Below are 24,484 nucleotides of genomic sequence, written 5' to 3'. Positions count from 1 at the left end.
GGACAAAGACAAGGGTCCGCGTCCAGACCTAGGAGGCTTGTTCTTGCATCGTGAAGGAGGGCGTGCCCGCACGCGCGCGGACTCTCGGAGACGTGTCGTCGCCTCCGTCACGGATGAGGATGCTCACACCGTCAGCCTCCCTTATCGCCTGGACTCCCACTACGGCTCCGTGCGCGCACGCCCCCACGGCGTTGGCCATCACGTTGAAGAGGGCTTCTCCGAGCCGATGCGGGTCGACGTTCGCCAGGAGCGGAGGGCCTTCCGTGGACACCACCACATCGCGCGCCCGCGCGCGGGTCTCCACCTCCGCCGAGGTCTGCAGGAGCAATCGCTGGACGTCGACCTCCTCTCGCCGGGGCTCCACCCAGGGGCGCGAGAAACCCAGGGAGTCCCGGAGGATGTCTTCGAGGCGTGTGACCTCGAACATCACCCCGCCCAGGCGAAGGCGTGCGCACGAGCTGCGGGAGCCCTCGGCGGCGAGGTCCAGCATCACGCGAACCGTGACCAATAGATTCTCGATGTCCTGCGCCGCCTGGCCACCCACGGCCTCCGGCGGGCGGGCGCGCGGCGCCGCGGCGTTGAGCAGTTCCTGGCGGGCAGCGGCGAGCCGTCGCGCGGTGTCCACATAGGCCCCCGTCACCCCCGAGACTCCCTGTCTGAGCAGCAGCGCGCAGGCTCTCGCGGCGCAGACCGTCATCGCCTCTTGCCAGGGGGATTCGCTGGGTGGGCAGGAGAGTGAGGGCCAGCACAGAAGCCCGCCCAGGCTCGCCAGGAGCGTCCCCACCGCGAGCGCACTTCGCCAGGAGCGCCCGAAGGCGGCGAAAGCCGTCACGGAAGGCGCGAGGAGCAGCGAGAGAAGGGGCTGCGCGCCCCGCATGTCACCCAGTGATGCCCACCCCAGAGAAGAGAAGGGAGCCCAACAGATACCGCTCGGAGACAGGGCGCGTCCGGAAGCGCAGCGCCTCGACGATGAAGAAGCCGAGCATGACCGCTGCGCCCAGCAGCAGCGTGAGCGTCTGTTTCCTCGGAGCACCCGAGAAGTGCAGCATCCCCGCCGCCAGCAACACCACGGGGCCGAACATCCGGGGCCACCGCACGAGGAAGGACGCGCCCACCGCGTGCAGCGGGGCTTGGGTGATATCCGGTGTCGGGAGGTCTGGCGTGTTGCTCACGCGCCTCACTCTATCCAGCGCCTGTATCCCGGGATGTGTCCACCCGGGATTATCAGGAATTCCGACAGGGTGTCGCTGAACCAGACTGCACGAGGATGCCCCGCACGGAGAGTAGGCATCGACGGGTCCTCCTGGCATCGCGCCTTGACCCACGACGGTGAACACACGACCATCGATTTTCGTGTTTCACGCCCCGAAGTAGGAGCCCGTCGATGCGCAAGGCGCAGTGCCCTTTCAACCAGACCAAGGTCGCCTTCTTCGAGAAACAGGCGAGCATCATCGAGAAGTACAAGTTCCGCGGCATCTGCTTCATCCTGTCGCTTCAGTGGCTGGAGCTTCGGAGCTCAGGGAAAAGCAATACAGCGAGCATCTCCACGCTCTTGCATGGCGGAAAGTTTCGCGAGCTTTGGGTGGACTTCGAGACCCAGGGCCTGATGGCGAGCCGCCTCCAGAAGGAGCTGCGCACCGAGATTGAGCAGGCGCACGAAGCCGCGGAGAGCTTCGTCCCCGCCATCACGGGGCTCAAGGGGATGATCAACCAGCTCCGCACCGACGAATCCGACATGCACATCCAGTTGCTCGGGCAACTGCAGACGTTCCGTGCGCAGCGGCGAGAACAGCTCCTGCGCGAGCGCGGCGCCCAGGGCCAGCTCCAGCACATGTTCGCTTCGGAATACGAGCAACTCCTCGGGGAGACGGGGACGGCCTCGGAGCAGATCATGCGCAAGGTCTTCTCCCTGACGCTCAAGATGGTCGTCGCCGAGGACCTCAAGGTCGAGAAGAAGCGCACCCTCTTCGCTGACGCCCTGAACTGGTCACACGCGGGCACCATCGCCAGCCAGTTCGCCTTGATGGCGGGAAAAGATCCCGCCATGTTCGAGATTGGCTTCTACGGGGATGGCGCGCACTCCATCGCCCTGTTCACGGAAGGCGACGGGACCTATTCGCTCTTCGACCCCAACTACGGGGTCTTCGAAGGCGACGGCAATGCCAACACGCTGAGCCAGGACCTCGCCAAGCTGATGGAAGACAAGTACGCCAAGATGAACAAGATCGTCATCTCCTGGCTCACGTAAGACCGAGCTTCCGCCGCTTCGCCTGGGGCATGGGCAGCGACCCAGCCCATGACCTTCAGGATGACGCAGCGGGTTTCTTCGTCGGTATATGCTGCCCTGATGGCCACGAAGAACGCACCAGGCTCGCCGCAGTTGGCCGACCTCAAGAAGAAGGTCGCTGAATACATGGCGCTCGAGTCGCCCACGAAGCGGCTCGCGATCCTCGAATGGCTGGCCGCGCTCGAGCCGGCGCTCCGCAAGCGGCTGCGCTATCCGAACGGCGGCGGCCCCTTCGTTCCCGAGTCGGAGATGGGTCTCAGGCGCCTCGAGATCGCTCTCTCGCTCTTCGCAAAAGCGGATCGCCTGTACTGGGCGCAGCACGACCCCGCCGCGTTTCCTTTCATCCCGAATACGACGCTCGGCGAGGCATGGGACCCAGCGCGAAGAGCCATCGAAGCAGCGACGAAGCGTTGGCGCGCGAAGACGGAGGGTTCGCGGCCAGACTACGCCGAAGCGAAGAGGCTGCTCGAAGCGGTGGTTGCCGACGCGCACTCCCACTTCCTGCGGGAAGCGACGCAGGTCCTCGCCGTCATCGCGCTGCGCGAGGATCAGCCGAAGCAAGTGTTCGCACGCATCGGTGTGAAGCAGGGCGCTATTCCGGTCGAGTACGCGCTCTTTGCAGGCGCCGCCTACCTCGCGCTCGGCGACACAAAGCGGGCCGAAGCTTGCTACACAGGCAGCGACGTGAACCGGGGCTTCCTCGCCGAGCAGCGTGGCGACTTCGCGACAGCCGACCGCCTCTATCGCGCGGGGCTCGAGGCCAGTTGGTATGCGGTGCGCCCCTACGCGAAGCTTCGCCTCACACGGCTCGAGCAGCGCGTCAGCAAGCGCGAGCTCGAACGCCTGCGCGCCAGCGACAAGATCGTCGTCAAGAAGCCGGCGGACTTTCACGCTCAGTTTTCGGCGATCGCCGAAGCGCTGCGCGCCGAGCTGGGAATCACAAGCAAGAAGCAGCCGCTGTCCGCCGCGGAGATCGCGAAGATCCGCATCGCCACGAAGCGCGACGGGCGGGGCGAGAGCGTCGAGCTACCCGAGAGCGCGAAGACGATCCTGCGCTACGACCGCAACTTCACGCTGTTCGCGGGTGCACTGCCTCTCTTCGAGCCGCTCTTGCGTGAGCGCAAGGCGCCGGTGTCGTCCGTCGACGTCGAGAAGCTCGTGCGCGCGGCGGTGAAGCACGACGACACGACGGGCCTCCGTGCGCTGGCGAAATTGCCGAAGGACGTGCCCGTGTGGAACAGCGCAGACGACCTCCCTGCGTGCATCAAACTCGCGAGCCCCGGCGATCAGGAGCTGTTCCTCTATACGGGTGCGCCCGACGCGCACGGCGAATATCCGATCGCGCGCTTCGACGATCAGCCAGAGCTGTGGCTCAGCGCAGCGTCGCTCATTCACTACGTGCTGGAGGAGGCCAAGGCCGTCGTCCACTGCACCATCGATTTCGCCTCCCTGCTGAAAGCCGCGAAGAAGCGCAACGCGAAGCACAAGGAGACGTTCAGCACGCACCCACAGGTGACCGCCGCGCGGAAGCGGGTCGGATAGACAGACCTCGCCAAGCGGAGGGAAGACACGTACGCCAAGCTGAACAAGTTCGTCATCTCCTGGCTCACGTAGGGCCGAGCTTCCGCCGCTTCGCCTGGTGCAGGGGCAGGTCGTCCTCGTCGTCTCCTCCGATGGGCTTCCACTCGATGGCCAGGGGCTGACGCGGGCAGGTCAGGTGCTTGCCCGCGAGCAGGTCCAACGCGGTCAATGGCCGCCGGCAATCCGAGCACCGCTCCTCTCGGCGCTTCTTCTCGCGCCGGGCGGGCTCGTCCTTCCAGCGCAGCACCTCCACGATGACGCCATTGTGGTCGCTGTAGGCGTAGGCCTTGCCTTCCAGCGTCGTGTACTTGTCCGTCAGGCCGTGGAAGACGAACACCGGCTTGACGTGAGGGTCTTCCACGTCGAACCCCAGGGCCTTCCCGTCTTGGATGACCGCCGTCACCTGATGGGAGCACGCGATGTCGAAGTGCGTCTTGTAGTTGCTGTTCGTCCCCGAGATGCTCAACGTGTTGTGCCCACCGAACCCGACGAGTTCCTGCTTCTCGTCGATGATGCTCGTCACCCAGTCCCCGCCACCCAGCTGGTTCTTCAGCGTGGAGGGGACGAAGTCACTGGTCTTCTGGTTCGTGTCCCCCATCACCAGATCGAGCTGTTCCTGCGTCGTGGTGTTGCGCGCGTTGTTCGCCAGATAGCGGAGGACGCGGGGGCCGTCGTTGCAGATCTTGTTGGGCGTGTGCACGAACGCCATCACCCAACCCATGACCTTCAGGATGACGCAGCGGGCAAGCTCGTCCTTGTTCTCGCTGGAGGTGAGTTCGTAGGGGAAGAACTCCACGTCACCCAGGCTGGAGCGTGAGTGCTCGTTCCGCAAGACGACGAATCGATGGCGCGAGTCTCCGGTGGGGTTCATGCCGGTGACGATCTCGTAGCCGCCCACGGACTTCACACCCAAGTCCTTCTGGATGTCCGTCGTGAAGGCCTCGCCCAGCACGATGAGGTCTGGCAGCCGGGTGCTGGGAAGCACGCCCCGCGACTGCGTCCGGTTCATCGTGCTCTTCTTGATGGTGTCGATGACGCCTTCCAGGAAGGCCTTCAGCTCCGCCTTGCCCTGGCCCGTCGTCTCCAGGAGTCCGCGATATCGCTCCGACAGGGCCTTGGACTCCGGCCCGGTGGCGAACTCAATCTCCGACCAGGGATAGGTGATTTTCTTCAAGCCGGTGTCATAGACCGGCGTCTGGTAGGAGAGCTTGCGCTTCGCGTCCAGGGAGTAGATCTCGCCCGCATTGGATTGGGCCTGGTGCTTGAACGAGTTGCCCATCAACGCCGTCCCGAACGAGTCCTCCGTCTTGCCGGTCGATTCCAGCGATTGATAGACGATGATCATCCCCGGCCCCTTCCTCGTGCGGTAGCGCTCGGGACACTAGCAGCGCGGCGCGCTGAGTGGGCGAGCGGCGGTCACCGCGGACCCGCGCACGACGCGGCAGAGCTGGGGGTGGAGCCCATGGGAGGCCCAGTCAGGGTATGGTCGAGCGAGGAGGTTCCTCGCATGGCACGAATTGCGCGTGGCACGCAGCCTCAAAGCTCCTGGGCTCCCCGAATCCTCATGGCCGCCTTGGGCATTCCCTTGCTCTGCGGAAGCTGTGGCCTCGCGGGCTTCTTCTACATCCGCAGCGCAAGCCCTTACGAGCAGGCCGTCGAGCGCGTGCGGAATCACCGACAGGTCACCCAGGCCTTGGGCAGCCCTGTCAGCTCGGACTTCATGTTCAAGGCGAGCATGAAGTCCCAGGGCGACAATGGCGTCGCGGTGATGGAGATTGGGCTCTCGGGTCCTCGGCAAGACGCTGTCTTGTATGTGAATGGCGTCCAGACCAGCGGCCTGTGGGGCTTCAATCGCCTCCGCGTCGTCGCGCACGACGGCACGGTCATCAACGTCATCGGAGAGTAGGCCCTTCGCGCCGTTCAGAGGAGGCGCTTCATGCCTTCGTGGCTCGCCGCGAAGCCCAGCCGCGCATAGAAGCGGTGGGCCTCGAGGCGGCGCTTGTCCGTGGTGAGCTGCATCATTCCGCAGCCCCGCGCACGCGCGCGCTCCATGGCATCGTTCATGAGCGCCTCGCCGATGCGGCGGCCCCGCAGGTCGGAGCGCACCCGCACCGCCTCCACCAGCGCCCGTCGCATCCCACCGCGACTCAGGCCCGGGATGTACGTGAGCTGCAACGTGGCGATGACCTCCCCATCCAGCTCCCCCACGATGAGCTCATTGTTCGGGTCCGCGGAGATCTCATCAAAGGCCGCGCGCACGGACGGCACAGGCTGTTCGGTGTAGCCCGTACGAGTGCGCGCGATGGCGTCATCCGCGAGCAGCGCGAGGATGGAGGACAGGTCGGCGGCAGTGGCGATGCGGAAGGTCACGGGGGACATGCCCCGGAGACTATTCTCTCGAGGCGCAGTCTCGGGTGCATTCTGAGGTCAGCGGGCTTGCCGAGCGCTCTGCGCCGTCGAACGAAAGCGAGACGTCCTCCTGCGGCTGCGTTTTCTGCTCTGGCTGCGTGGTGCGGGGAATCCCTGACAAACGAGAGATCGCCAACGCGTCCTTGCCGGGCGCGCATGCTGGCGCCGAAGAAGAGTGCCCATGTGCAACTGCAAATCCTTTCCGGAGAACCTCTGGAATGTCGCCCACGTATCCAGGACGATGCACAGACACCGTGCTCGACAGCCGCCAACTGGGGTCAGTGTCCCGAATGAACCCGAATGCCTCATTCCAGCCCAGTGATGCTCGCCCCTCTTCACAGAGGAATACCGACCCCATCGGGCCCCCTCAGGCAGGGCTACCGGGCACACCCAGGCGACCCGAGCCCAGCTCGTGGCTTTCACATCGAGCCCGCGGCGCGGCACTCCTGGCCCTGCCGCTGATTGGGCTCGCGTTCTCCCAAAAGGAGATCGTCGATGACGCCTACATCAGCTACCGGCACGCCTGGAACTTCATCCACGGGCACGGGTTCGTCTACAACACGACGGAAAGAGTCGAGGGGTTCACCAACCTCCTCTGGACGCTCATCACGGCCATTCCCTTGTCGCTCGGTATCCGCCCGGATCTCTTCTGCAGCATCCTCGGCGGGGCGCTCGCAATCGCCGCGGTGGTGCAATCCTGGAGATTCCTCCTCAGGCTGCGCGTGCCTGTGAATGCAGCGTGGGGCGCAGCCCTGCTGGCTGCCACCCTCCCGGGCTATTTCGTCAACGCCGTGAACGGGCTTGAGGCAGGGCTCTTCAGCCTGCTCTTGGTCCAAACAGCGGGCGCAGTGCTGACAAGCCGCCGGCCTCTCGTACCCGCCATCCTCGGAGGTCTCCTCTTCACGACCCGCCCCGAGTCCGCCGCGCTGCTCCCTCTCTTCGCCGTCTTCCGGTTATTGGTGGCTCGGCGGCTGTCCAACGACGCGCGCGAGTCCCAAAGGGATGTGCTGCGGATGGCCCTGGGGTGGGGCGTCATCATCACCACTGTGACGGGAGGTCGCTTGTTCTTCTACGGGCACGCGATGCCCAACAGCGTGGCGGCCAAGGCGGTCACCCTCTCGAATGTCCCCGAGCTGCTCGTGAATGCGCGCAACGGCGCGAGCTATCTCTGGGGATTCTTCCTCACGACCCCGCTCCTCATCATCTTGTCCGTCCTGGGCACCATCCTCCCCCCTCGCTCGCCATCGGCGTGGCTCGGCAGCTTGACGGGGATGGGCGCCTCACTGCTCGTTCTGCTTCAGGGAGGGGATTGGATGCCGCACTTCCGGCTGCTGACCATGTACACCCCCCTCTTGATGTTTCCTGCAGCAGCGGGCCTGAGCGCCCTGGGCACCGGGGCACGGCGGGTGCGCGCTGGGCTTCGGCCGGTGGCAGGGATTGCATTGGCCACAGCAGCGGGCCTCGGGATGTACGTGGAGGCATCGCAGGTCCACTTCTTCCCTCGCATGCACTGGGAACTGGAGCAACCTGCCGATTTCTACGGAGTCATTGCGCGCGCACTCCGCACAGGACTGCGAAAGGAAGACGTGGTGGCTGGCGAAGGAATCGGACTGCTCGGGTTCGAGCTTCCCGATACGTATATCCACGACATCCTGGGACTCACGGATGAGCACCTCGCCCACCATGGAACACGTCGGAATTTCTATGGCCGAAGTGACTACCGCTACACCGCGAACGAGGTCCGGCCCGCGGTGTACGTCCTCCATTCAGGATTCCATCACCTGACGCCGTTCAGGGAGAACTTCCAGGGGGACTTCAATACCGCGTACGAGACCTATGACGTCCTACGTCTTCCGGGCTCGAGCACGCATCGGATGATGGTGAGCCTGCGCGCTGATGTGGCCGAACGGCTCAGGCCGCTCCTCAGCCCGTTGAACCCAGAGCGCACCATCGTTCCGCTGCCGTAGCGCAGGCCGGAGTTCCCTCGGCCCTGTTTGCATTCCTCTCAGGGGAGCGGACCGCGCTTCGCCGCCGCTCACCGCTCATGGCTGCCGCTCACCGCTCCGCCCCACCGCTGGCGGAATGTCCCCGCTGGCTGGGCGATGCGCACGCAAGAGTGACGGGACACCCTCTCGGAGGAATCCATGATGCTGTCTCCCTTGGCCTCGACCCTGCTCGCCACCTGGTTGATGGCCACCCCCAACGAAGACGTCGACGCCATCCGCGCGACCGTCGCTGACTACACCGAGGGGGTGAAGTCCGGCGACGCCGCACGACTCCAGCGCGCGTTCCATCCCGAGTCGAAGCTCCTCTTCGTGAGCCCCGAGGGCGCATTCACGGCCTGGACGAGCGCGGAGTACATCCAGAACGTGGCGAAGCACCCCTTCCCCGAGCGCGAGGACCGGGTCCTCCAGGTGGATGTCTTTGGCACCGCCGCCGTCGCCAAGGTCTCCATCCGCGCGCCGAAGTGGAACTTCATCGACTACATCTCGCTGCTCAAGCTCAACGGCCAGTGGACCATCGTGAGCAAGGTCTTCCACAAAGAGCCACGCCCGGAGGTCCCCGCGCAGACCACCCCTCCCTCGCCGCCCGTCGCCTCAAAGGCCATTCCAAACGCGCCTGCCCTGGCAGCAGGCCCGCTCGCGGGCAGGACCGTGGCGATGCTCGTCACGAACGGCTTCAACGTTCCCGAGATGACCGAGACGCGTCGCGCTCTGGAGAACGCGGGAGCAAAGGTGGAGCTGGTAGCACCCAAGGCCGGGAGCGTGCGCGCGTCGGCGGGACCAGGACAGGTGAGCGAGTTCCCGGTGGACCGCGCCCTCGGTGACGTCCGCGCCGACACGTACCACGCGCTCTATCTCCCCGGCGGCACCGAGAGCGCGGACAGCCTGCGGCTCGTCCCCGAGGCGGTGACCTTCGTGCAGGACTTCCTTCGGACAAAGAAGCCGGTCGCGGCCATCTGCCACGGGCTGTGGCTGCTCGCGGACGCCGGTGGCGTGAAGGGGCGTCGCGTGACGTCCTACCCTTCCCTCCGCCGGGACCTGCAGAATGCCGGAGCCACCTGGGTCGACGAGGAAGTGGTGATGGATGGAACGCTCGTCACCAGCCGCCAGCCCGCGGATCTCCCCGCATTCAATCGACAGGTGGTGGCGCGCTTCGCTCGGCCCACCTCGCCCTGAACGAACTCCTCGCCCGCAGGACGGACACCCGGCGCCTCGTCTGGAAGCGGAACCTCGCCGGGTGGCTCGGCGATGGCGTGGTCACCGGTGCGCCCGTGCCGGCGGGCCTGGCGCCCACAGCGCCACGCCATGCTCGCTTTCAAGGCGCTGGGCGTGGTCCTGTACCGCATCTGACATTGAGACAGAGGATGGTGGGCTGGATGAACGCAATGAACATCATGCCGTGGGCCCTCGTGCTGACCGTCGCCTGCGCGACGCCGCCTCGCGCCGCCTCCTTCGTCGTCGCGAGCCCACTCGCGCCACCGATCGCGAAGCGCGTCCCTCATGCCATCACCCTCCATGGGGATACGCGCCAGGACGAGTACGCGTGGCTTCAAGAGCAGAACAACCCCGAGGTGCTCGCCTACCTCCAGGCGGAAACGGACTATGCACGGGCGTTCATGCAGCGCTCAGCCGTTCTCCAGGAGCGCCTCTACCAGGAGATGCTCGGACACCTCCAACAAACGGACTCCAGCGTGCCCCATCGCAAGGGTGGATACCTCCACTACTCGCGGACCGAGGCAGGCAAGCCCTACCCGATCCACTGTCGCAAGCGCATCTCCCCCGAAGGGCCCGAAGAGGTGCTGCTCGACCTGAACGTGCTCGCCACCGGACACCGCTTCATCAAGCTCAAGGCCTTCACGGTCAGCGACGACGGTCAACTCCTGGCGTACTCCATCGACACCACCGGAGCACGCGACTACACCCTTTTCATCAAGGACCTTCGCACCGGGACACTGCTGCCTGAACAGCGCGACCATGTCGATGGCGTAGCCTGGGCCGCCGACAATCGCACCCTGCTCTATGTCACCGAGGACGCGGCGAAGCGCTCACACCGCCTCTGGCGTCATGTGTTGGGCGAGCCCCAAGACACCCTTGCCTTCGAAGAGACGGACGAGCGCCTCAACCTGGCCCTTTCCCGCTCGCGGTCGGGCGACTACCTCTTCATCCAGAGCCGGGGAAACACCCTGAGCGAGGTGCGCGTGCTGAAGGCAGACACGCCCGCGGCAACGCCTCGCATGGTGGCCCCGCGAGAGGAAGGTCACACGTACAGCGTGGACCACCGGGGCGGACTCTTCTACATCCGAACCAACTCCCACGCCCCCCAGTTCCGCCTCGTCACCGCCCCAGTGGAGGCACCTGGCCCGGAACACTGGAAGGAGCTGCTGGCCCCTCGGCAGGCGGTGATGTTGGAGGGCGTCGAGCTCTTCGCGGACCATCTCGTGCTCTCCGAGCGTGAGGCAGGGCTGCAGTACCTGACAGTGCTCGACCTCACCACGGGGGAGCGACACCGGGTGAGCTTTCCCGAGGAGGTCTACGAGGTGGACCTGGAGCGAAACGAGGAGTGGAACACGCGCGTCTTGCGGTTCCGCTATCAGTCGCCCATCACCCCTGCCGCCACCTTCGACTACGACATGAGGACGCACCAGCGAACACTTCTCAAGCAGCAGCACGTTCCTGGCTATGAGCCCTCACGCTACACGACGGAGCGGCTGTCCGTGACGGTGGCGGACGGGACGCGAGTCCCGGTCAGCCTCGTGTACCGCAAGGGTTTGCGCCGGGACGGCAGCGCCCCCATGTACCTCAAGGGCTATGGCGCATACGGTGACACCCCGTCCCTGGGCTTCTTCTCCAATGACATCTCCATGCTGGAGCGCGGCATCGTGGTGGCCACGGCGCACGTGCGCGGCGGCGGAGAACTCGGCGAGGCGTGGCACGACGCGGGTCGTGGACACCAGAAGATGAACACCTTCACGGACTTCATCTCCGTGGCGGAGGCGCTCATCGACCGGGGCTACACGTCTCGGGAGCGACTGGCCATCTGGGGTGGCAGCGCCGGTGGGCTGCTCGTGGGGACGGTCCTCAATCTGCGCCCGGACCTGTTCCGCGTAGCGCTCCTGCACTACCCCTTCGTGGATGTCCTCGACGCGATGCTGGACGCCTCCTTGGCCCTCACCATTCCCGAGTATGCGGAGTGGGGAAACCCCACCCTCGCCGCGGACTACGCCAACATCAAGCAGTACTGCCCCTACACTCAGGTCAAACGACAGCCCTACCCAGCGATGCTGGTGATGGCCGCGCTGAACGACAGCCAGGTGAATTACTGGCAGCCCGCGAAGTGGGTCGCCCGGCTGCGGGCCAACAAGACGCGCGACACGCCCCTGCTCCTCCACATGGACATGGATACGGGCCACGCAGGTCCCTCGGACCGGTATGCGTTCCTGCGCGAAGTGGCATTCACCTTGAGCTTCGTCTTCACCGAACTGGGCATCGACCCATAACGATAAAGCGGATGACCACAGCAGCGCCGGAAGCCCCTCCGATGCCACTTTGGGCTTGAGCCGCATCGGTGGACACACGTGCTGCGCACTGGGTGACTCGTGCGTGTGTACCGCGCCTGATTATTGAGACACCAGATTGATAGTCATCAGACTGCTTGCCGTTGCATGAGCTCTCGCCGGGCCTGAGTCGGCGAGAGGAACTCGGCAGCGGCTTCGTTCCCTTCAGCCCCTTGGGCAAGGGCTTCCGAACGGGGAAGATTTCCGAGCGCACGAACTTCGGGAGCGGCGGCACGGCTCACCCTTCACGGTGACCGCTCCCCCGTGCACTTGCCCGACTGCCCCAGGCCGCTTTGACGAGGCACCTCCACCTTCACCGTCACGCGAGTCCTGGCGCCTGCGCGCGCTCCGCCCAGGCACCGCGCCGGACTTCGAACACCGGCGTCGCACGGAAGGAAAGCCTGTTCACCCGGACGCGAGCGGACCGGCGAATCAGGCCCCCGCACCCGGCGGCGCCTGGACCCACTGGACGAGCTGGATGATGACGCCATTGCCGTCCGCCACCTGGAAGTAGCGCTCGCCCCACGACTCCGTCTCGATGGGCGTGAGCACCGCCACCCCTTCCGTCTGGAGCCGGCGGTACTCCGCGTCGACGTCGTCGACCACGAGGACCACGAGCACCCCCTCCGCCCGCTGGTGCTTCAGCGACTCCGGCTTCAGCGTCGCCAGCCCCTTGCGCAGGTAGATGAGCTGGAAGCCCACGTCCTTGCGCGACAAGGACACGAACCCGTCCGCCGACATGTCCTCGGTGAAGCCGAAGTGGCGCTTCACGAACGACGCGGACGCGACGACATCATCGACATTCAAGGAGACAGCGGACGCGGTGACGCGCATGGGGAGCCCTCGGCGACCTCGTGGAACTCAATATTCCGTACATCGTACGGAGTAGCCAGTCAAGGTCATCTCTGGCACTGGGAGACATGGCTTCTCATCGCAGCGGGGCGGGCGACCCGGCCCGGACGCTGGAGCTTCTGTGGCGCAAGGACCTCCCCACTCCTTCGGGGCAGCGTGGCCCCAAGCCCACGCTGAGCGTGGACGCCATCGTCGTCGCGGGCATCGCGCTCGCGGATGAGGAGGGCCTGGACGCGCTGACCATGCGCAAGCTGGCCGAGCGCCTGTCGGTTGGCCCGATGACGCTCTACACCTACGTCCCCGGCAGGGCGGAGGTGGTGGACCTGATGCTCGACTGGCTCTATGCGCGCATGGAGCGGCGCGCACCGCGGGGCACGGGCTGGCGCGCGCGGCTGGAGGCCGTGGCTCACGACAACCGCGCCCTGCACGAGCGCCACGGCTGGCTCGCAGAGGTGTCCACGCTGCGCCCGCCGCTCGGCCCCGGGTTGATGGAGAAGTACGAGTACGAGTTGGGCGCGCTCGATGGCATCGGGCTGGAGGATGTGGAGAGAGATGCCGCGCTGAGCTTCGTGCTCGGCTTCGTCGAGTCCACGGCGCGCGCCTCCGCCGCGGCCACGGCCGCCAAACGGGAGTCCTCCCAGAGCGACGCGGAGTGGTGGAGCGCGAACGCGCCGCTCCTGGGACGCATCCTCGACCCGGCACGCTACCCCCTCGCGTCTCGGGTCGGCTCCGCCGCGGGCGCCGCGCACGGCGCCACGCTCGACCCGGACCACGCCTTCCACTTCGGCCTCGAGCGCGTCCTTGACGGCCTCGACGCCCTCGTCTCGCGCAAGGGCCGCAAGCGCCCAGGGCCGCCGCGACAGGCCCCCTGACGCACCGCGCATCACACGTGCACTCGGAAACGGGAACCCGCACCGCACGCTATGTGCCCAGCCCTCCCGAGTCTCACGTCGAAGTGTCGAGGCACCACGCTGGACACGCGCTGGAGCAGGCGTGGCGTTTCAACTGCGTGAGCCACGAACGCAGGAAGAGAGAGACGCCCGGCAGAGCGAACACGAACTCGCCGGCCAGCCACGTTGCGGCGGGGTTGAATCAGGCCGCGGCGAACGCTCGCGACTGGTCGGAGCGGCAGCCTCTCAAGGTTCAGGTGCTCCGAGAATCCCAGGGCATGTCGGGGAGAGTCGCCTGGAGCGGGCGAGCCACGACACCTGGAGCCTTCACATACGCGGGCTCGCCGCGCCGCTGGCGTTGAGCCGACACGATGCCGTGCGCGTGAGGGAACTGTCGGCCTGAGCCCCAGCGCGCGCAGGCCTGGGTGCGTGTGCCGTCATCGAAGCCGCAGGGCAGGTGGCGCGCATCGGAGCGCGGCCACGCTCTTGACCTCAAGACAGACAAGGTGCCGGGTGTTGGCGGGAGAACAGCCACGGGCTGGCTGTCCGCCCACGGACGGGGACGCCGAGGGCCCAGTCCTCCGAGAGAAGACTGGCCCACCCGGCGCGGAGTCCCGAGTCCTGCTCAGCTCTGGGAGAGGCGCACGTTCTGGGCCTGGAGTCCCTTGGGACCGCGCGTCACGTCGAACTCCACCTTCTGACCCTCTTGGAGGGTACGGAAGCCATCCATGTTGATGGCGGAGTGGTGGCAGAAGACATCCTCACCATTCTCCTGGGCGATGAACCCGAACCCCTTCGCGTCGTTGAACCACTTCACAGTTCCAGTTGCCATGTGACCTTCTTCTTTCTGCTCTGACTGGGGACCCGGCGTCACCAGACCCCCCGTGACGGGACGGACATCGCTCCGGCACGCAGGGAATTCTACTCACTTGCCAGCTGGAGCCAGGAGCCCACCCGACCACCGGGCCGCCAAGCGTCGTCCAACCGACAATCGGGCTTTCAGAAGTGTTCTCCGCCCCCTTCACACTTCTTCACCCGTCCCGGGCGTGCGCTTCACACCGCCTCTCTACTTTCTGCTCCGTCAACAACGCCCGCGCCCTTCGCAGTCCGCTCGGGCCTACCCAGGAGCAGTCCATGTTTGGATTTGTCTTTGGAACCGCGTGCCTCGCCGGACTCTTCGCCACGGTGCGCCGGGGCTATCACCACCGCTGGCACTCGCATCACCCGTTCGGACACGGCGAGCGCCGCGGCTTCGGTTGGCGTCCCCGCCTGCACTGGCTGTTCGAGCGGCTGGACGCGACGCCCGGCCAGGAGAAGGTCATTTCGAAGGCCGTGGATGACGTGTTCGAGGCGCTCGGCAAGGCGCGCTCGGTGCTCGGTGACAGCCGCTCCAGCCTCGCCCAGGCCATGCGCGGCGAGCAGTTCGACGGCGCCGCCGTGCGCGAGCTGTTCAGCCGCCAGGACATCGCGCTGGAGGAAGTCCGCCGCACCGTGCAGGGCGCGCTCGCGCAGGTCCACGAGGCCCTGGAGCCGCACCAGCGCCGCGAGCTCGCGGACCTGATGGAGCGCGGCTGGCACCACGGCTGGCAGGGCCGCCACCACGGCCGCTGCGGCTGGCGCGGTCGCGGGCACCACCACGGGCCGCACTCCGATGACGCCCGTCCCCCCATGTACTGAGGCCCGTTCCCTTCAGCGCACGCAAGGAGCCTACCCATGCCTCGCCGTCTGTTGATCGTCCTCCTCGCCGCGGGAACCCTCGGAGGCTACGCCTCTGGCTTCGCGAGCCTCGCGCACCGGAATCGTGCCTGTCATTGGGGCGCGTCGGGTTCACCGTGGGAAGGTCCCGCCCCCCGCGCGCCCCAGCCCGCTCCGGCCGCGGCCAATCCTCCGCCGCCTTCCGCCGCGAGCAGCGGCCCGGTCATCGTCTCCGTCACCGCGCCGCCGGCCTTCGCTTCGCTTCCGGTCGCCGCGACGCCCATGCCTGGCCTCACGCCGTCCGCGCAGGCCCTCTACGTCGCGACCCCCACGGGCCTTCAGCCCGTCGTCATCGCGACCGCGGCGGGACCGCAGCCGGTGTATGTCGCCTCGGCCCCGGTGCCGGCCGGCGTCACGGGGTTCGCCCTCTCGTCGGGGAACATGGTGACGCTCGACGCCAGCCCGGCCGTGCGGCCAGCCCCCACCCTGGCCCTGCCCGCTTCCGTGGGCAGTGCTCCCGCCGCGACCGCCGGGGCGCGTTAGAGTCCCGGGCCTCCATGTCCACACGCGTCCTGCTCATCGACGACGACACCCGGATGTACGAACTGCTCGCCGAGTACCTCGGGAAGAACGGCCTCACCGTCAGCCATGCGGTCGACGGAGGTCGCGGGCTGGCGGCGCTGGAGGCCGGGGCCTACGACGCCGTGCTCCTGGACGTGATGATGCCGGGCATGGATGGCCTGGAGGTGTGCAAGCGCATCCGGGCCAAGAGTCGCATCCCGGTCCTCATGCTCACCGCCAAGGGCGACGAGACGGACCGCGTGGTGGGCTTGGAGCTGGGCGCGGACGACTATCTGCCCAAGCCCTTCAGTCCGCGCGAGCTGCTCGCGCGGCTGCGCGCGGTGCTGCGACGCTCGCAGCCCTCGGCGGTGGCGGACCGCCTGGAGTCCGCGGGCGTCTCCATCGATGTGGCCGGACGCGAGGTCCAGGTGGACGGCAAAGCGGTGGACCTCACCGGCCTGGAGTTCGACCTCCTGGTGGCCTTGGTCCGCCGCGCGGGGCGCGTCATCCCGCGCGACGCGCTCCTGGGTGAAGCCGGCCGCACGGACACCGTTGTCGGCGAGCGCACCGTGGACGTTCACATCTCCCATCTGAGACAGAAGCTCGGCGACGCGGGCACCCGGCTCATCAAGACCGTGCGCGGCGTGGGCTACGTCTTCGCCAAAGAGGGCGCATGAGGCCCCGTCCTCCGCCCCGGCCCCATCCCCGCTCGCACGGCCGGGGCCGCCACCCACCGCCCTTCCCGCATCACCATCACTGGCACCAGTGGCACCACTGGCATCACTGGCGGATGGGGCGCCTGGGCCACTACGTGCGCGCCCGGCTGCACCGCCGGCTCTTCATGTGGTTCGGCGCGAGCATCCTCGTCACCAGCATGTTGGTGGGCGCGGTGATGAACCTGGTGGGCGGCACGCTGTGGAGCCAGGAAGCAGAGCGCATGCGCCACTACGTCGGCAATCGCTTCGCCGAGGCCTGGGACGTGCCCGCGCAGCGGCAGGCGCTGATGGAGGGCATTGCTCGCGACTTGAACGTGTCCGTGGAGCTGCTGGACACGAGCGGCGCCGTCATCGCCCACGCGGGCGAGCCCTGCCACGGGCCCGACATCTCCGTGCCCGTGGAGCGCGACGGCACGCGGATGGGCCAGGCGCGCGCTTGCTACGGCAACACGCGCAACCGGCCCATCTGGCGATTCATCCTGCCGCTGGCGTTGTCGGCGACCGTGCTGTGGGCCGCCTCGGGAGGCATCGCCCGGAAGCTGGCGCGCCCCGTGGACATCCTCGTGCGCGCCACCCAGGCGCTCGGCGCGGGCAAGCTGGATGTCCGAGCGAGCCTGGACTGGCACGCCACGGGGGAGTTCGCCGAGCTGGCCGAGGCCTTCAACGACATGGCCGCGCGCATCGAGAAGCAGGTGGTGGATCAACGCGAGCTGCTCGCCGCCGTCTCGCATGAGCTGCGCACGCCCCTGGCTCGCATGCGCGTCCTCACGGAGCTGCTGCGTGACAGCGGCGGCAGCCCCCGCACGCTCGACCAGATGGACCGCGAGGTGGTGGAGCTGGACGCACTGGTGGGCGAGCTGTTGGCCAGCTCGCGGCTGGACTTCGGGCAGCTCACGCCCAAGGTGCTGGATGGCCGGGAGCTGGCGTGTCGGGCGCTGGAGCGCGCGGGCCTCGCGGCCGAGAAGCTCGACGTCACCGCCGAGGAGCCGGGACTGGTGGCGGACGCCACACTGCTGGGGCGCGCCCTGGTGAACCTGCTGGACAACGCGCGCAAGCACGGCGGCGGCGCGGAGTCGCTGCGGATGATGCCGCGCGGCGATGCCGAGGTGGCCTTCTGCGTGGACGACCGCGGCCCGGGCCTCCTCCCAGGTGAGGAGACGCGCATCTTCCAGCCGTTCTATCGCAAGGACCGCGGCGGAGAGGCCCGCGAGGCCGGCTCCCTGGGCCTGGGGCTCGCGCTCGTGCAGCGCATCGCGCGGGCCCACGGAGGAGAGACCTTCGCGGAGAACCGCCCAGGCGGAGGCGCGCGGGTGGGCTTCACGGTCCGCCGTCAGGGTCCGCCGAACCGCGCGGAGACCTGACGCGGCGGAGTCTCCGGGGCGTGGAACATCACAGCCCCGGAGCACTGCTCGCGACTACTTCTTCGCCGTGGCGTCCGCGGCGGAGAAGTCGAAGGCCGCCTCGGCAGGAGCGTCGTCCTTCACCGTCACCTCGGCCGTCTTCGTGCCGAGCGTCTCGTGCCATGCCTCCAGCGTGTACGTGCCCGCCGGCAGGCCCGTGAGCGTGAAGGCGCCGTCCTCGCCCGTGGTCGCGAAGTACGGGTTCGCGTTGGCGACGACGAAGGCCGCCATCCACGGGTGCACGTCACACTTGAGCTTGAGCACGTCCGCGTCCGCGGGCAGCGGCTTCTCGACCGGAGCGGCCGATGGCGGCTGCGCGACGTTGAACACGGGCTTGGTGCCCACCACGCCGCGGACGTTGTGGAGCGTGCCGTCGCTGTTCTTGAACATCACCTGCTGGCCGGGCATCGCGCCCTGCACGCGCGGCAGGTACGTGCACTTGGACTGGTCCACGAGGACCGGCGTGGAGGGCGCGGGCGGCGCACCGGCCACGGGCCCCTTCACGCGCACCAGCACGTTCTGCAGGTGCCCATCCTTCACGAGCACCGACTGCTCCTTCACCGGCCGTCCCTCGCAGGCGGTGTCGAGGCTCGCGGGCAGGTCCGCCATCGCGGGCGCCTCGCCCGTGAACTTCACCACGCCCTTCACCACGCCCTTGCCCGCGGGCGCGATCGGCGCTGCGGCAGCGGCCACCGGCGCTGCGGGCTTGGCGGCAGAGGGAGTCTCCGTCGCGGGAGCAGGCGCGGGCGGCGCCTCGTCCTTCTTGCAAGCCGGCAGGGCCATCAGGCCCGCGGCACCCACCACCGCCAGGCCGAGCGAACGCAGCGTCATGAGGCAGTCTCCTTGATGAGCTTCAGGGTTCCAACGTGGGTCCCCTCGTAGTGGAAGGGCGACCTCAAGTCCAACGACGGGGCTGGCTCGGCGGAGCTACTCGCGGCGGCTCACGCTGAAGGCCGCTAGCCCCAGGAACACCACCGCGAACGCGAGCAGCACCGGGACTTCCAGCCCCAGGCCGCTCTGGGCGGAGCCCACCGCCGCGGACGCCTCGACGCCATAGAGCGCCCGGCGCACGCCTTCGACGGAGAAGCGCATGGGGTTGAGCCGCATCACCCACGCCATGACCGGCCCCGCGCCCTTCAGCGGGAACATGGCCCCGGACAGCACCCACATGGGCAGGAGCACGATGCTCATCACCGCGTGGTAGCCCGCGCTGGAGCGCACCCACCACGCCAGCGACATGCCCATGCCCGTCAGCGCGAGCGCCGACAGCACCATCACCGTGGCCAACAGCGGCAGGTTCACCGTGTCGCCACGAACCCCGGCCAACGGCGCGAACAAGAGGAACAGCGACGCCTGCATCAGCGCGATGGTGGACGAGCCCAGCGCCTTGCCCAACACCACCGCGAGCCGAGAACCCGGCCCGGCGAGCACCGCCTGGAGGAAGCCCTCCTTGCGGTCCTCGATGACGGTGATGGTGGCGAAGATGGCGCTGAAGAGGACCACCATGGTGACGACGCCCGGGAAGAAGAACTGCTGGTAGCCCAGCCCCTGCGCGCCCTCCACGCGGAACGAGCCCGCGAAGCCCGAGCCGATGACGAACCAGAAAAGGATGGGCTGCGCGAGCGCGCCCACCACGCGGCTCGGCTGCCGGAAGAAGCGCACCACGTCGCGCGCCAGCAGCACGCGCACCGTCGCCCATTGCAGCGCCAACGCCCCGGGCTCGGGACGCGTGGCCACGGGGGCCTCCAGCGCGGGCTGATCCGCGGACACCTCGGCGCTCATCGGCGACTCCTCTTCGCGACAGGCTGCGGGGCCGGAGCATCCGCTCCGAGCGCGCGCCCGGTGAGCTGGAGGAACACGTCCGCCAGCGTGGGCCGGCGCAGCGACACGGAGGCGAACCGCCCCGGAGGGAAGGCCTCCACCAGCCGCGGCACCAGCGCATGTCCTTGCGCGACCTCCACGCGCACCTGCCCCTCCACCACGCTCGCATCCAGGCCCAGGCGCTCTCGCACCTGCGCGGCCAGGGCCTCGGGCTCCGGCGCCTCCAGGGTCAGGATGTCTCCCCCCATGCGCGCCGCGAGCGCCGCCGGCGTGTCACACGCCACCAGCTTCCCTCCGTCCAGGACCGCGAGCCGGTCGCACACCTCCGCCTCGTCCGCGCGGTGGGTGGTGAGCAGCACCGTGATGCCCTCCGCGTCGCGCAGGCGCTTGAGGTGCGCCCAGAAGGTGCGGAAGGAGCCCTCGTCCAAACCCTGGGTGGGTTCGTCCATCAAGAGCACGCGAGGCTGGTGCACGAGCGCGCGCGCCAGCTCCAACCGTCGCCGCATGCCGCCCGACCACGTCCCCACGCGCTCGTCGCCCCGGTCGCTGAGGCCGATGAGCGTGAGCATCGTCTCCACCCGCTCGCGCGCCCGCGCGCCGGACAGGCCGTACAGCCGGGCCCCCAGGAGCAGGTTCTCGCGCGCGGACAGCAGGTCATCCAGGCTGCCCCGCTGGAAGATGATGCCCATGCGGCGGCGCAGCGACGGGTCGCTCAGGGACAGCGGCTGTCCCTCGAAGCGAACGTGCCCCGCGTCGGGGGCGAGCAGCCCCGCCAGGAGCTGGAACGTGGTGGACTTGCCCGCGCCATTGGGGCCGAGCAGGCCCAGGATCTCGCCCTGTCGCACGGACAGCGACAGGCCATCCACCGCGGTGCGGCCAGCGAAACGGCGCGTGAGCCCCTCCAGTTGCAGCAAGGGGGGAGGAAGCGAGGGGACCGGGCTCTCAAGCATGGGCGTCTGCTCCCCGGCGTGCGCCCGCGAGCGCTAGCCGCGAGGGACGCGGTCGAGCATCAGCGCGGCGAACAGGCCGGTCAGGTACAGCAGCGAATAGAAGAACGTCTGGCGCGCCCACGGCTTCCCCAGCTGCTTGAAGAAGCCCCACGCGCCCATGGCCAGGAAGGCGAGCCCCAGCCCGGCCGCCGCGGCCAGGTACCACACGCCCGCGATGTTCAGCTGGAAGGGCAAGAGCGTCATGGGGACGAGCGCCACCACGTAGAGCACGAGCTGCGCGCGGCTGGACTCGTCGCCGCGCTCCAGCGGCACGGACTTGAGGCCCGCGGCGGCGTACTCCTCCTTGCGGAACAGCGCGATGGCGAGGAAGTGCGGCATCTGCCAGAGGAACAGGATGGCGAACAGCGCGAAGCCGCCCGAGTCCAGCACGTTCGTCACCGCGGTCCAGCCCATCAGCGGCGGCAGCGCGCCGGGCACCGCGCCCACGAGCATCGCCGCGGACGTGCGCGCCTTGAGCGGCGTGTACGCGAGCACGTAGCTCAGGAGCGCCAGGAGCCCCAGGCCCGCCGTCAGCAGGTTGGCGCCCAGGGCCAGCGCGGGCAGCGACACCGCCGCCAGCGAGATGCCGAACCAGAGCGCGACCGCGGGGTCCATGCGCCCGGCGGGCAGCGGCCGGTTGCGGGTGCGCGCCATGAACTGATCGCTGTGGCGCTCCAGGTAGCAGTTGAGCGCGTTGGCCGCGCCGACGGTGCCCGAGGTGGCCAGCAGCGTCACCAGCGCGCGCCCGGGGCTCAGCGAGCCAGGCGCCAGCCACATGCCTCCGGCCGTCGTGATGATGACGAGGCTGGAGAGGCTGGGCTTGGTGAGGGAGACCAGGTCGGACGCGGTGGACGACAAGGACACGGCACGCGCGCTCACGCAGACTCCCGGGATGTGGCTCAGGCAGCCCTCGCTGCCGGCGCGGGTGGAAGACGGGACGCCGCTCCCGTCCAAGTGCGCCCTCCCATACAAGCACCGGGAGGGGGTGGCAAGGCCGCCGCCGCCCGGCAGGGAACGCGCGGGGCGGGCATATCGGCCGCCCGGCCGGGCATCAACCCGGCCTCCAGGACGAGCCTCGTGTCCAACTGCCGGCGCGCATCAGCAGCGCTTGTCGCGAAAGCACGACGCCGCGAGCCCTGGGGGCCCGCGGCGTCGGGGTGAGGCCAGCGGAGGACCGCTCGGGCTAGTTGCCCGCCATCCGCTGAGCCTCGGTGGCGTACTCGCCCTTCGGCTCACGCTTCATGTACTCCTGCGCCAGCATCCGGGCCTTGGAGCCCTGCTTGGAGTCCTTCGCCAGGAGTGAGGCGTAGAAGTAGTACGCCGGGGCGTAGTTCTCGTCCGACGTGAGCGCGCGCTGGTAGGTCTCGTCCGCCTTCGCGGCGTCGCCCTTGCCCTGGTAGACGCGGCCCATCTCGGTGAGCGCCAGGGCCGCGCGGTCCGTCTGACCGACGAACTCCTGGTTGGCCTTCTCAAGCTGCTCCAGCGCCTTGTCCCACTCGGAGCGCTCCCGGAAGATGGCGCCCATGGCCAGCCGCGCCTCGGGGTTCTTGGCCTTCGGGTCCTTCACCGCGCGCTGATACTGCGCCAGCGCCTCGGGGAGCTTGCCCTGCCGGCGGTAGGCGTTGCCCAGCATCACGACCAGCTTGGGGCTTTCCCCCATCGTCTTGAGGGCGGTGTTGAGCGCGTCCGCGGCTTCCTTCTCGCCGCCCGGCTTGCCCATGAGCGCCTTGGCCAGCTCCACGTAGAACTGGGCGCGCGAGGCATCCAGGCGGATGGCCTTGCGGATCTCCTCGGCGGCCGCGTCGAAGTTGCCCTCGACGAGCAGGCGGCGCCCCTTGATGAGGCTCAGTTCCGGGTTCTGCTTGTCCAGCGCGAAGCCCGTCTCCTCCGCCTTGAGCACCTCGGCGCGCGCCTTGTCCTTGTCCACCGGCACGCCGGTGACCTCGGAGAGCTTCTGCTGCACCTCGGGCTTGAGCGAGGGCATGGCCAGCGACACGCGGCTGATGAGCAGCGAGCGCGCCAGGTGCGCCGTGGCGAGCTGCCGCGGGCTCGGCGGCGGGTCCACCTCCAGCAGCGCCTTGAGCAGCCGGTTGGCCAGCTCGTAGTTGGGCTCGTCCTGCTCCAGCATCAGCAGCGAGCGCCCGAGCAGCGACTCCGGGTGGTTCTTCTCGTAGCGCAGCGCGAAGTCGTAGTTCTTCCAGGCCGTGGCGTCCTGGCCCATGCGCCGGTACACCGCGCCCAGGCCGGCATAGACGCGCGGATCATCCGGAGACAGCGCCTGCGCGCGCTCCAGGCTGTCGCGGGCGCGCTCCATGTCCCCCGCGTTCATCTGGATGAGGCCCAGCGTCAGGTACAGGAGCGACGACGCCTTGCCCTCCGCGTCGAACTTCTTCACCCGCTCCTCGAGCTGGCCCAGGGCCTCCTTGCCCTTGCCGCTGTAGGTGAGGATGAGCGCCTCGGCCGCATAGAGGTGGCTCGACAGCTCCTTGCCACTCTTGGCCGCGGCCAGATGCTCCTCGGCCTGCTTGCGCGCGTCGTCACCGCCGCCGTGCTCACCCCAGCGGATGGCGTAGGCGTAGGCGAGGTAGCCATGGGCGGCGGTGGACTCGGAGTCCACCTCGAGCGCCTGGTTGGCCGCGTCGCACGCCTTCTTGTAGCTGGCGAACGAGTCGTGCTTCAGCTCGTTGGTGGCCGCATCCAGCGCCTTCTTGAGCGCGTGGGCCCGAGCCTTCGCCCGAGACGCGTAGAACTGATAGCCGCCGGCGAACAGCGGGATGAGGACAAGGAGCGCCAGCGTGACGACCTTGCTGCCACGTCCCGCCGGAGTGGAGACCCGACGCGGCGGGGCATCATCCTCGTCGTCGTCCACCTCGTGCACCACCACCGGGGCGCGGCGCACGGGCGCGGGACGGGACGCGGGCTCCGCGCGGGCCGCCGCGGAACGAGCAGGCGCCGCGGAAGACGGGGCCTGGGCAGCCGAGGCCGCGCGAGCGGCGGCGTTCGAGCGGGGCTCCGGAGCGAGGGTCGGCGCGGCGCGCGGGGCGGCCTCGACGGGAGCGGGCGGAGGCGGGGCCACCGGCGCGGGGGGCGGCGCGGCGGGCTTGGGGAGCTCCACCTTGTGCTGCTGGAGGAGCGTGACGGTCTCCGGATCTCCGGGATCCGCCTCCCACGCCTTCAGCAAGCTGGCGCGGCCCGCATCGGCCTCACCCGTCTTGAGCTGAAGCACGCCCGCCAGGCGCAGCGCGGCCTTGTCCGCGGGCTGCGCTTGAAGCGCGCCCTGGACCTCCTCGAGCGCCTTCTTGTCCTTGCCCTGGTCCGCGTAGACACGGGCAAGGAGGATGCGAGGCGCCGCGAGCTGAGGGTGGGCCTTCACACCCTTCTTGCAGACGACCATCGCCTCCATGAAGCGGCCCATCCCGAGATAGGCCTCGGCCAAGGGCTTGTAGGCGTCCGACGAAGGATCGGAAGCGAACGCATGCTCAAGCTTCGCGAGCTCGGCGGGGCTCAACGTTTTCGAAGGGGACGTAGACATTATCCGGGAGGGGCCGGGGAACCGGGAAGGATGCTCCGGAGAAGAACGGTTTTTATGGCATCCGCTGCGCGGCACGTCAATCGCACGGTTCTGGGCAGAAATTGAGATGCTTGACAGCCGGAGAATGGTTCGGTATCAGCCGCATCCACCTCGTCGGCCCCAAACCGGCGCGGCGGGACGAGAGTCCCGAAGTA

The 24,484-nt window shown here is 68.3% G+C and carries 22 protein-coding genes; 11 read left to right on the top strand and 11 right to left on the bottom strand.

What is annotated here, in order from left to right; all coding sequences use genetic code 11:
• Positions 1-28: 28 nt before the first annotated feature.
• Positions 29-640, bottom strand: a complete 612-nt coding sequence (locus tag JGU66_13505) for a HAMP domain-containing histidine kinase (GenBank protein MBJ6761785.1) — start codon at positions 638-640, stop codon at positions 29-31.
• Positions 641-878: 238 nt separating this feature from the next.
• Positions 879-1,172, bottom strand: a complete 294-nt coding sequence (locus JGU66_13500; protein MBJ6761784.1) for a hypothetical protein — start codon at positions 1,170-1,172, stop codon at positions 879-881.
• A 212-nt stretch (positions 1,173-1,384) separates the two neighbouring features.
• Between JGU66_13500 and JGU66_13495 the strand changes: the two genes are divergently transcribed.
• Positions 1,385-2,248: a hypothetical protein gene (locus JGU66_13495; GenBank protein MBJ6761783.1), complete on the top strand. Its 864-nt coding sequence runs from the start codon at positions 1,385-1,387 to the stop codon at positions 2,246-2,248.
• A 99-nt stretch (positions 2,249-2,347) separates the two neighbouring features.
• The gene (locus JGU66_13490; GenBank protein ID MBJ6761782.1) at positions 2,348-3,829 is read left to right on the top strand and encodes a DUF5066 family protein; all 1,482 of its coding nucleotides are present in this window, start codon (positions 2,348-2,350) and stop codon (positions 3,827-3,829) included.
• Positions 3,830-3,893: 64 nt separating this feature from the next.
• On the opposite strand, the gene JGU66_13485 is transcribed toward JGU66_13490, so the two are convergent.
• On the bottom strand, positions 3,894-5,213 hold the full coding sequence (locus tag JGU66_13485) for a hypothetical protein (GenBank protein ID MBJ6761781.1): 1,320 nt from the start codon (positions 5,211-5,213) through the stop codon (positions 3,894-3,896).
• 162 nt (positions 5,214-5,375) lie between these two features.
• Between JGU66_13485 and JGU66_13480 the strand changes: the two genes are divergently transcribed.
• Positions 5,376-5,774, top strand: coding sequence for a hypothetical protein (locus JGU66_13480; protein ID MBJ6761780.1), 399 nt, complete (start codon positions 5,376-5,378; stop codon positions 5,772-5,774).
• Positions 5,775-5,788: 14 nt separating this feature from the next.
• On the opposite strand, the gene JGU66_13475 is transcribed toward JGU66_13480, so the two are convergent.
• Positions 5,789-6,247: a GNAT family N-acetyltransferase gene (locus tag JGU66_13475; GenBank protein MBJ6761779.1), complete on the bottom strand. Its 459-nt coding sequence runs from the start codon at positions 6,245-6,247 to the stop codon at positions 5,789-5,791.
• Between the two features lie 284 nt (positions 6,248-6,531).
• On the opposite strand from JGU66_13475, the gene JGU66_13470 reads away from it, so the two are divergent.
• The 3 genes from JGU66_13470 to JGU66_13460 all read left to right on the top strand — a co-directional run bounded on the left by JGU66_13470 (position 6,532) and on the right by JGU66_13460 (position 11,777).
• Entirely contained in the window at positions 6,532-8,244 is a 1,713-nt protein-coding gene (locus JGU66_13470; GenBank protein ID MBJ6761778.1) for a hypothetical protein, read from the top strand.
• A 177-nt stretch (positions 8,245-8,421) separates the two neighbouring features.
• On the top strand, positions 8,422-9,456 hold the full coding sequence (locus tag JGU66_13465; GenBank protein MBJ6761777.1) for a DJ-1/PfpI/YhbO family deglycase/protease: 1,035 nt from the start codon (positions 8,422-8,424) through the stop codon (positions 9,454-9,456).
• Between the two features lie 200 nt (positions 9,457-9,656).
• Positions 9,657-11,777 carry a S9 family peptidase gene (locus JGU66_13460; GenBank protein MBJ6761776.1) on the top strand — a complete coding sequence of 707 codons (2,121 nt, stop codon included), beginning with the start codon at positions 9,657-9,659 and terminating at the stop codon, positions 11,775-11,777.
• Positions 11,778-12,266: 489 nt separating this feature from the next.
• Here the strand turns inward: JGU66_13460 and JGU66_13455 are convergent, their stop codons facing one another.
• Entirely contained in the window at positions 12,267-12,668 is a 402-nt protein-coding gene (locus tag JGU66_13455) for a VOC family protein (GenBank protein MBJ6761775.1), read from the bottom strand.
• 86 nt (positions 12,669-12,754) lie between these two features.
• On the opposite strand from JGU66_13455, the gene JGU66_13450 reads away from it, so the two are divergent.
• On the top strand, positions 12,755-13,558 hold the full coding sequence (locus JGU66_13450; GenBank protein MBJ6761774.1) for a TetR/AcrR family transcriptional regulator: 804 nt from the start codon (positions 12,755-12,757) through the stop codon (positions 13,556-13,558).
• A 643-nt stretch (positions 13,559-14,201) separates the two neighbouring features.
• Here JGU66_13450 and JGU66_13445 read toward each other — a convergent pair.
• Positions 14,202-14,408, bottom strand: a complete 207-nt coding sequence (locus tag JGU66_13445; GenBank protein ID MBJ6761773.1) for a cold-shock protein — start codon at positions 14,406-14,408, stop codon at positions 14,202-14,204.
• Between the two features lie 302 nt (positions 14,409-14,710).
• On the opposite strand from JGU66_13445, the gene JGU66_13440 reads away from it, so the two are divergent.
• The 4 genes from JGU66_13440 to JGU66_13425 all read left to right on the top strand — a co-directional run bounded on the left by JGU66_13440 (position 14,711) and on the right by JGU66_13425 (position 17,909).
• On the top strand, positions 14,711-15,253 hold the full coding sequence (locus JGU66_13440) for a periplasmic heavy metal sensor (GenBank protein ID MBJ6761772.1): 543 nt from the start codon (positions 14,711-14,713) through the stop codon (positions 15,251-15,253).
• 36 nt (positions 15,254-15,289) lie between these two features.
• Complete coding sequence (locus tag JGU66_13435; protein ID MBJ6761771.1) at positions 15,290-15,814, top strand: hypothetical protein; 525 nt, start codon at positions 15,290-15,292, stop codon at positions 15,812-15,814.
• Between the two features lie 14 nt (positions 15,815-15,828).
• Positions 15,829-16,509: a response regulator transcription factor gene (locus JGU66_13430; GenBank protein ID MBJ6761770.1), complete on the top strand. Its 681-nt coding sequence runs from the start codon at positions 15,829-15,831 to the stop codon at positions 16,507-16,509.
• Between the two features lie 113 nt (positions 16,510-16,622).
• Positions 16,623-17,909, top strand: coding sequence for a HAMP domain-containing histidine kinase (locus JGU66_13425; GenBank protein ID MBJ6761769.1), 1,287 nt, complete (start codon positions 16,623-16,625; stop codon positions 17,907-17,909).
• A 54-nt stretch (positions 17,910-17,963) separates the two neighbouring features.
• Here JGU66_13425 and JGU66_13420 read toward each other — a convergent pair whose 3' ends face one another.
• From JGU66_13420 to JGU66_13400, 5 genes are all read right to left on the bottom strand, one after another.
• Complete coding sequence (locus JGU66_13420; GenBank protein MBJ6761768.1) at positions 17,964-18,779, bottom strand: carboxypeptidase regulatory-like domain-containing protein; 816 nt, start codon at positions 18,777-18,779, stop codon at positions 17,964-17,966.
• 96 nt (positions 18,780-18,875) lie between these two features.
• Positions 18,876-19,730, bottom strand: coding sequence for an ABC transporter permease (locus tag JGU66_13415; GenBank protein MBJ6761767.1), 855 nt, complete (start codon positions 19,728-19,730; stop codon positions 18,876-18,878).
• Positions 19,727-20,719, bottom strand: a complete 993-nt coding sequence (locus JGU66_13410; protein MBJ6761766.1) for an ABC transporter ATP-binding protein — start codon at positions 20,717-20,719, stop codon at positions 19,727-19,729. The genes JGU66_13415 and JGU66_13410 overlap by 4 nt, the downstream gene beginning before the upstream one ends.
• A 33-nt stretch (positions 20,720-20,752) precedes the next feature.
• Positions 20,753-21,637, bottom strand: a complete 885-nt coding sequence (cyoE, locus tag JGU66_13405; protein MBJ6761765.1) for a protoheme IX farnesyltransferase — start codon at positions 21,635-21,637, stop codon at positions 20,753-20,755.
• 304 nt (positions 21,638-21,941) lie between these two features.
• A complete protein-coding gene (locus JGU66_13400) occupies positions 21,942-24,290 on the bottom strand; it encodes a tetratricopeptide repeat protein (protein MBJ6761764.1) in 2,349 nt (782 codons plus the stop codon).
• Between the last annotated feature and the right edge of the window lie 194 nt (positions 24,291-24,484).

It is taken from the genome of Myxococcaceae bacterium JPH2 (assembly GCA_016458225.1).
Taxonomy (GTDB): domain Bacteria; phylum Myxococcota; class Myxococcia; order Myxococcales; family Myxococcaceae; genus Citreicoccus.
Note: the sequence above shows the minus strand (reverse complement) of the source record. Positions and strands in the feature narration are given on the sequence as shown.

Excerpts from the sequence above, each read along its gene's own strand:
- JGU66_13435 (MBJ6761771.1), top strand. The coding sequence starts at position 15,290 with ATGCCTCGCCGTCTGTTGATCGTCCTCCTCGCCGCGGGAACCCTCGGA.
- JGU66_13495 (MBJ6761783.1), top strand. The coding sequence starts at position 1,385 with ATGCGCAAGGCGCAGTGCCCTTTCAACCAGACCAAGGTCGCCTTCTTC.
- JGU66_13460 (MBJ6761776.1), top strand. The coding sequence starts at position 9,657 with ATGAACGCAATGAACATCATGCCGTGGGCCCTCGTGCTGACCGTCGCC.
- JGU66_13445 (MBJ6761773.1), bottom strand. The coding sequence starts at position 14,408 with ATGGCAACTGGAACTGTGAAGTGGTTCAACGACGCGAAGGGGTTCGGG.
- JGU66_13465 (MBJ6761777.1), top strand. The coding sequence starts at position 8,422 with ATGATGCTGTCTCCCTTGGCCTCGACCCTGCTCGCCACCTGGTTGATG.
- JGU66_13440 (MBJ6761772.1), top strand. The coding sequence starts at position 14,711 with ATGTTTGGATTTGTCTTTGGAACCGCGTGCCTCGCCGGACTCTTCGCC.
- JGU66_13420 (MBJ6761768.1), bottom strand. The coding sequence starts at position 18,779 with ATGACGCTGCGTTCGCTCGGCCTGGCGGTGGTGGGTGCCGCGGGCCTG.
- JGU66_13425 (MBJ6761769.1), top strand. The coding sequence starts at position 16,623 with ATGGGGCGCCTGGGCCACTACGTGCGCGCCCGGCTGCACCGCCGGCTC.
- JGU66_13430 (MBJ6761770.1), top strand. The coding sequence starts at position 15,829 with ATGTCCACACGCGTCCTGCTCATCGACGACGACACCCGGATGTACGAA.
- JGU66_13415 (MBJ6761767.1), bottom strand. The coding sequence starts at position 19,730 with ATGAGCGCCGAGGTGTCCGCGGATCAGCCCGCGCTGGAGGCCCCCGTG.
- JGU66_13480 (MBJ6761780.1), top strand. The coding sequence starts at position 5,376 with ATGGCACGAATTGCGCGTGGCACGCAGCCTCAAAGCTCCTGGGCTCCC.
- JGU66_13490 (MBJ6761782.1), top strand. The coding sequence starts at position 2,348 with ATGGCCACGAAGAACGCACCAGGCTCGCCGCAGTTGGCCGACCTCAAG.
- JGU66_13410 (MBJ6761766.1), bottom strand. The coding sequence starts at position 20,719 with ATGCTTGAGAGCCCGGTCCCCTCGCTTCCTCCCCCCTTGCTGCAACTG.
- JGU66_13455 (MBJ6761775.1), bottom strand. The coding sequence starts at position 12,668 with ATGCGCGTCACCGCGTCCGCTGTCTCCTTGAATGTCGATGATGTCGTC.
- JGU66_13485 (MBJ6761781.1), bottom strand. The coding sequence starts at position 5,213 with ATGATCATCGTCTATCAATCGCTGGAATCGACCGGCAAGACGGAGGAC.
- JGU66_13475 (MBJ6761779.1), bottom strand. The coding sequence starts at position 6,247 with ATGTCCCCCGTGACCTTCCGCATCGCCACTGCCGCCGACCTGTCCTCC.
- JGU66_13400 (MBJ6761764.1), bottom strand. The coding sequence starts at position 24,290 with ATGTCTACGTCCCCTTCGAAAACGTTGAGCCCCGCCGAGCTCGCGAAG.
- JGU66_13450 (MBJ6761774.1), top strand. The coding sequence starts at position 12,755 with ATGGCTTCTCATCGCAGCGGGGCGGGCGACCCGGCCCGGACGCTGGAG.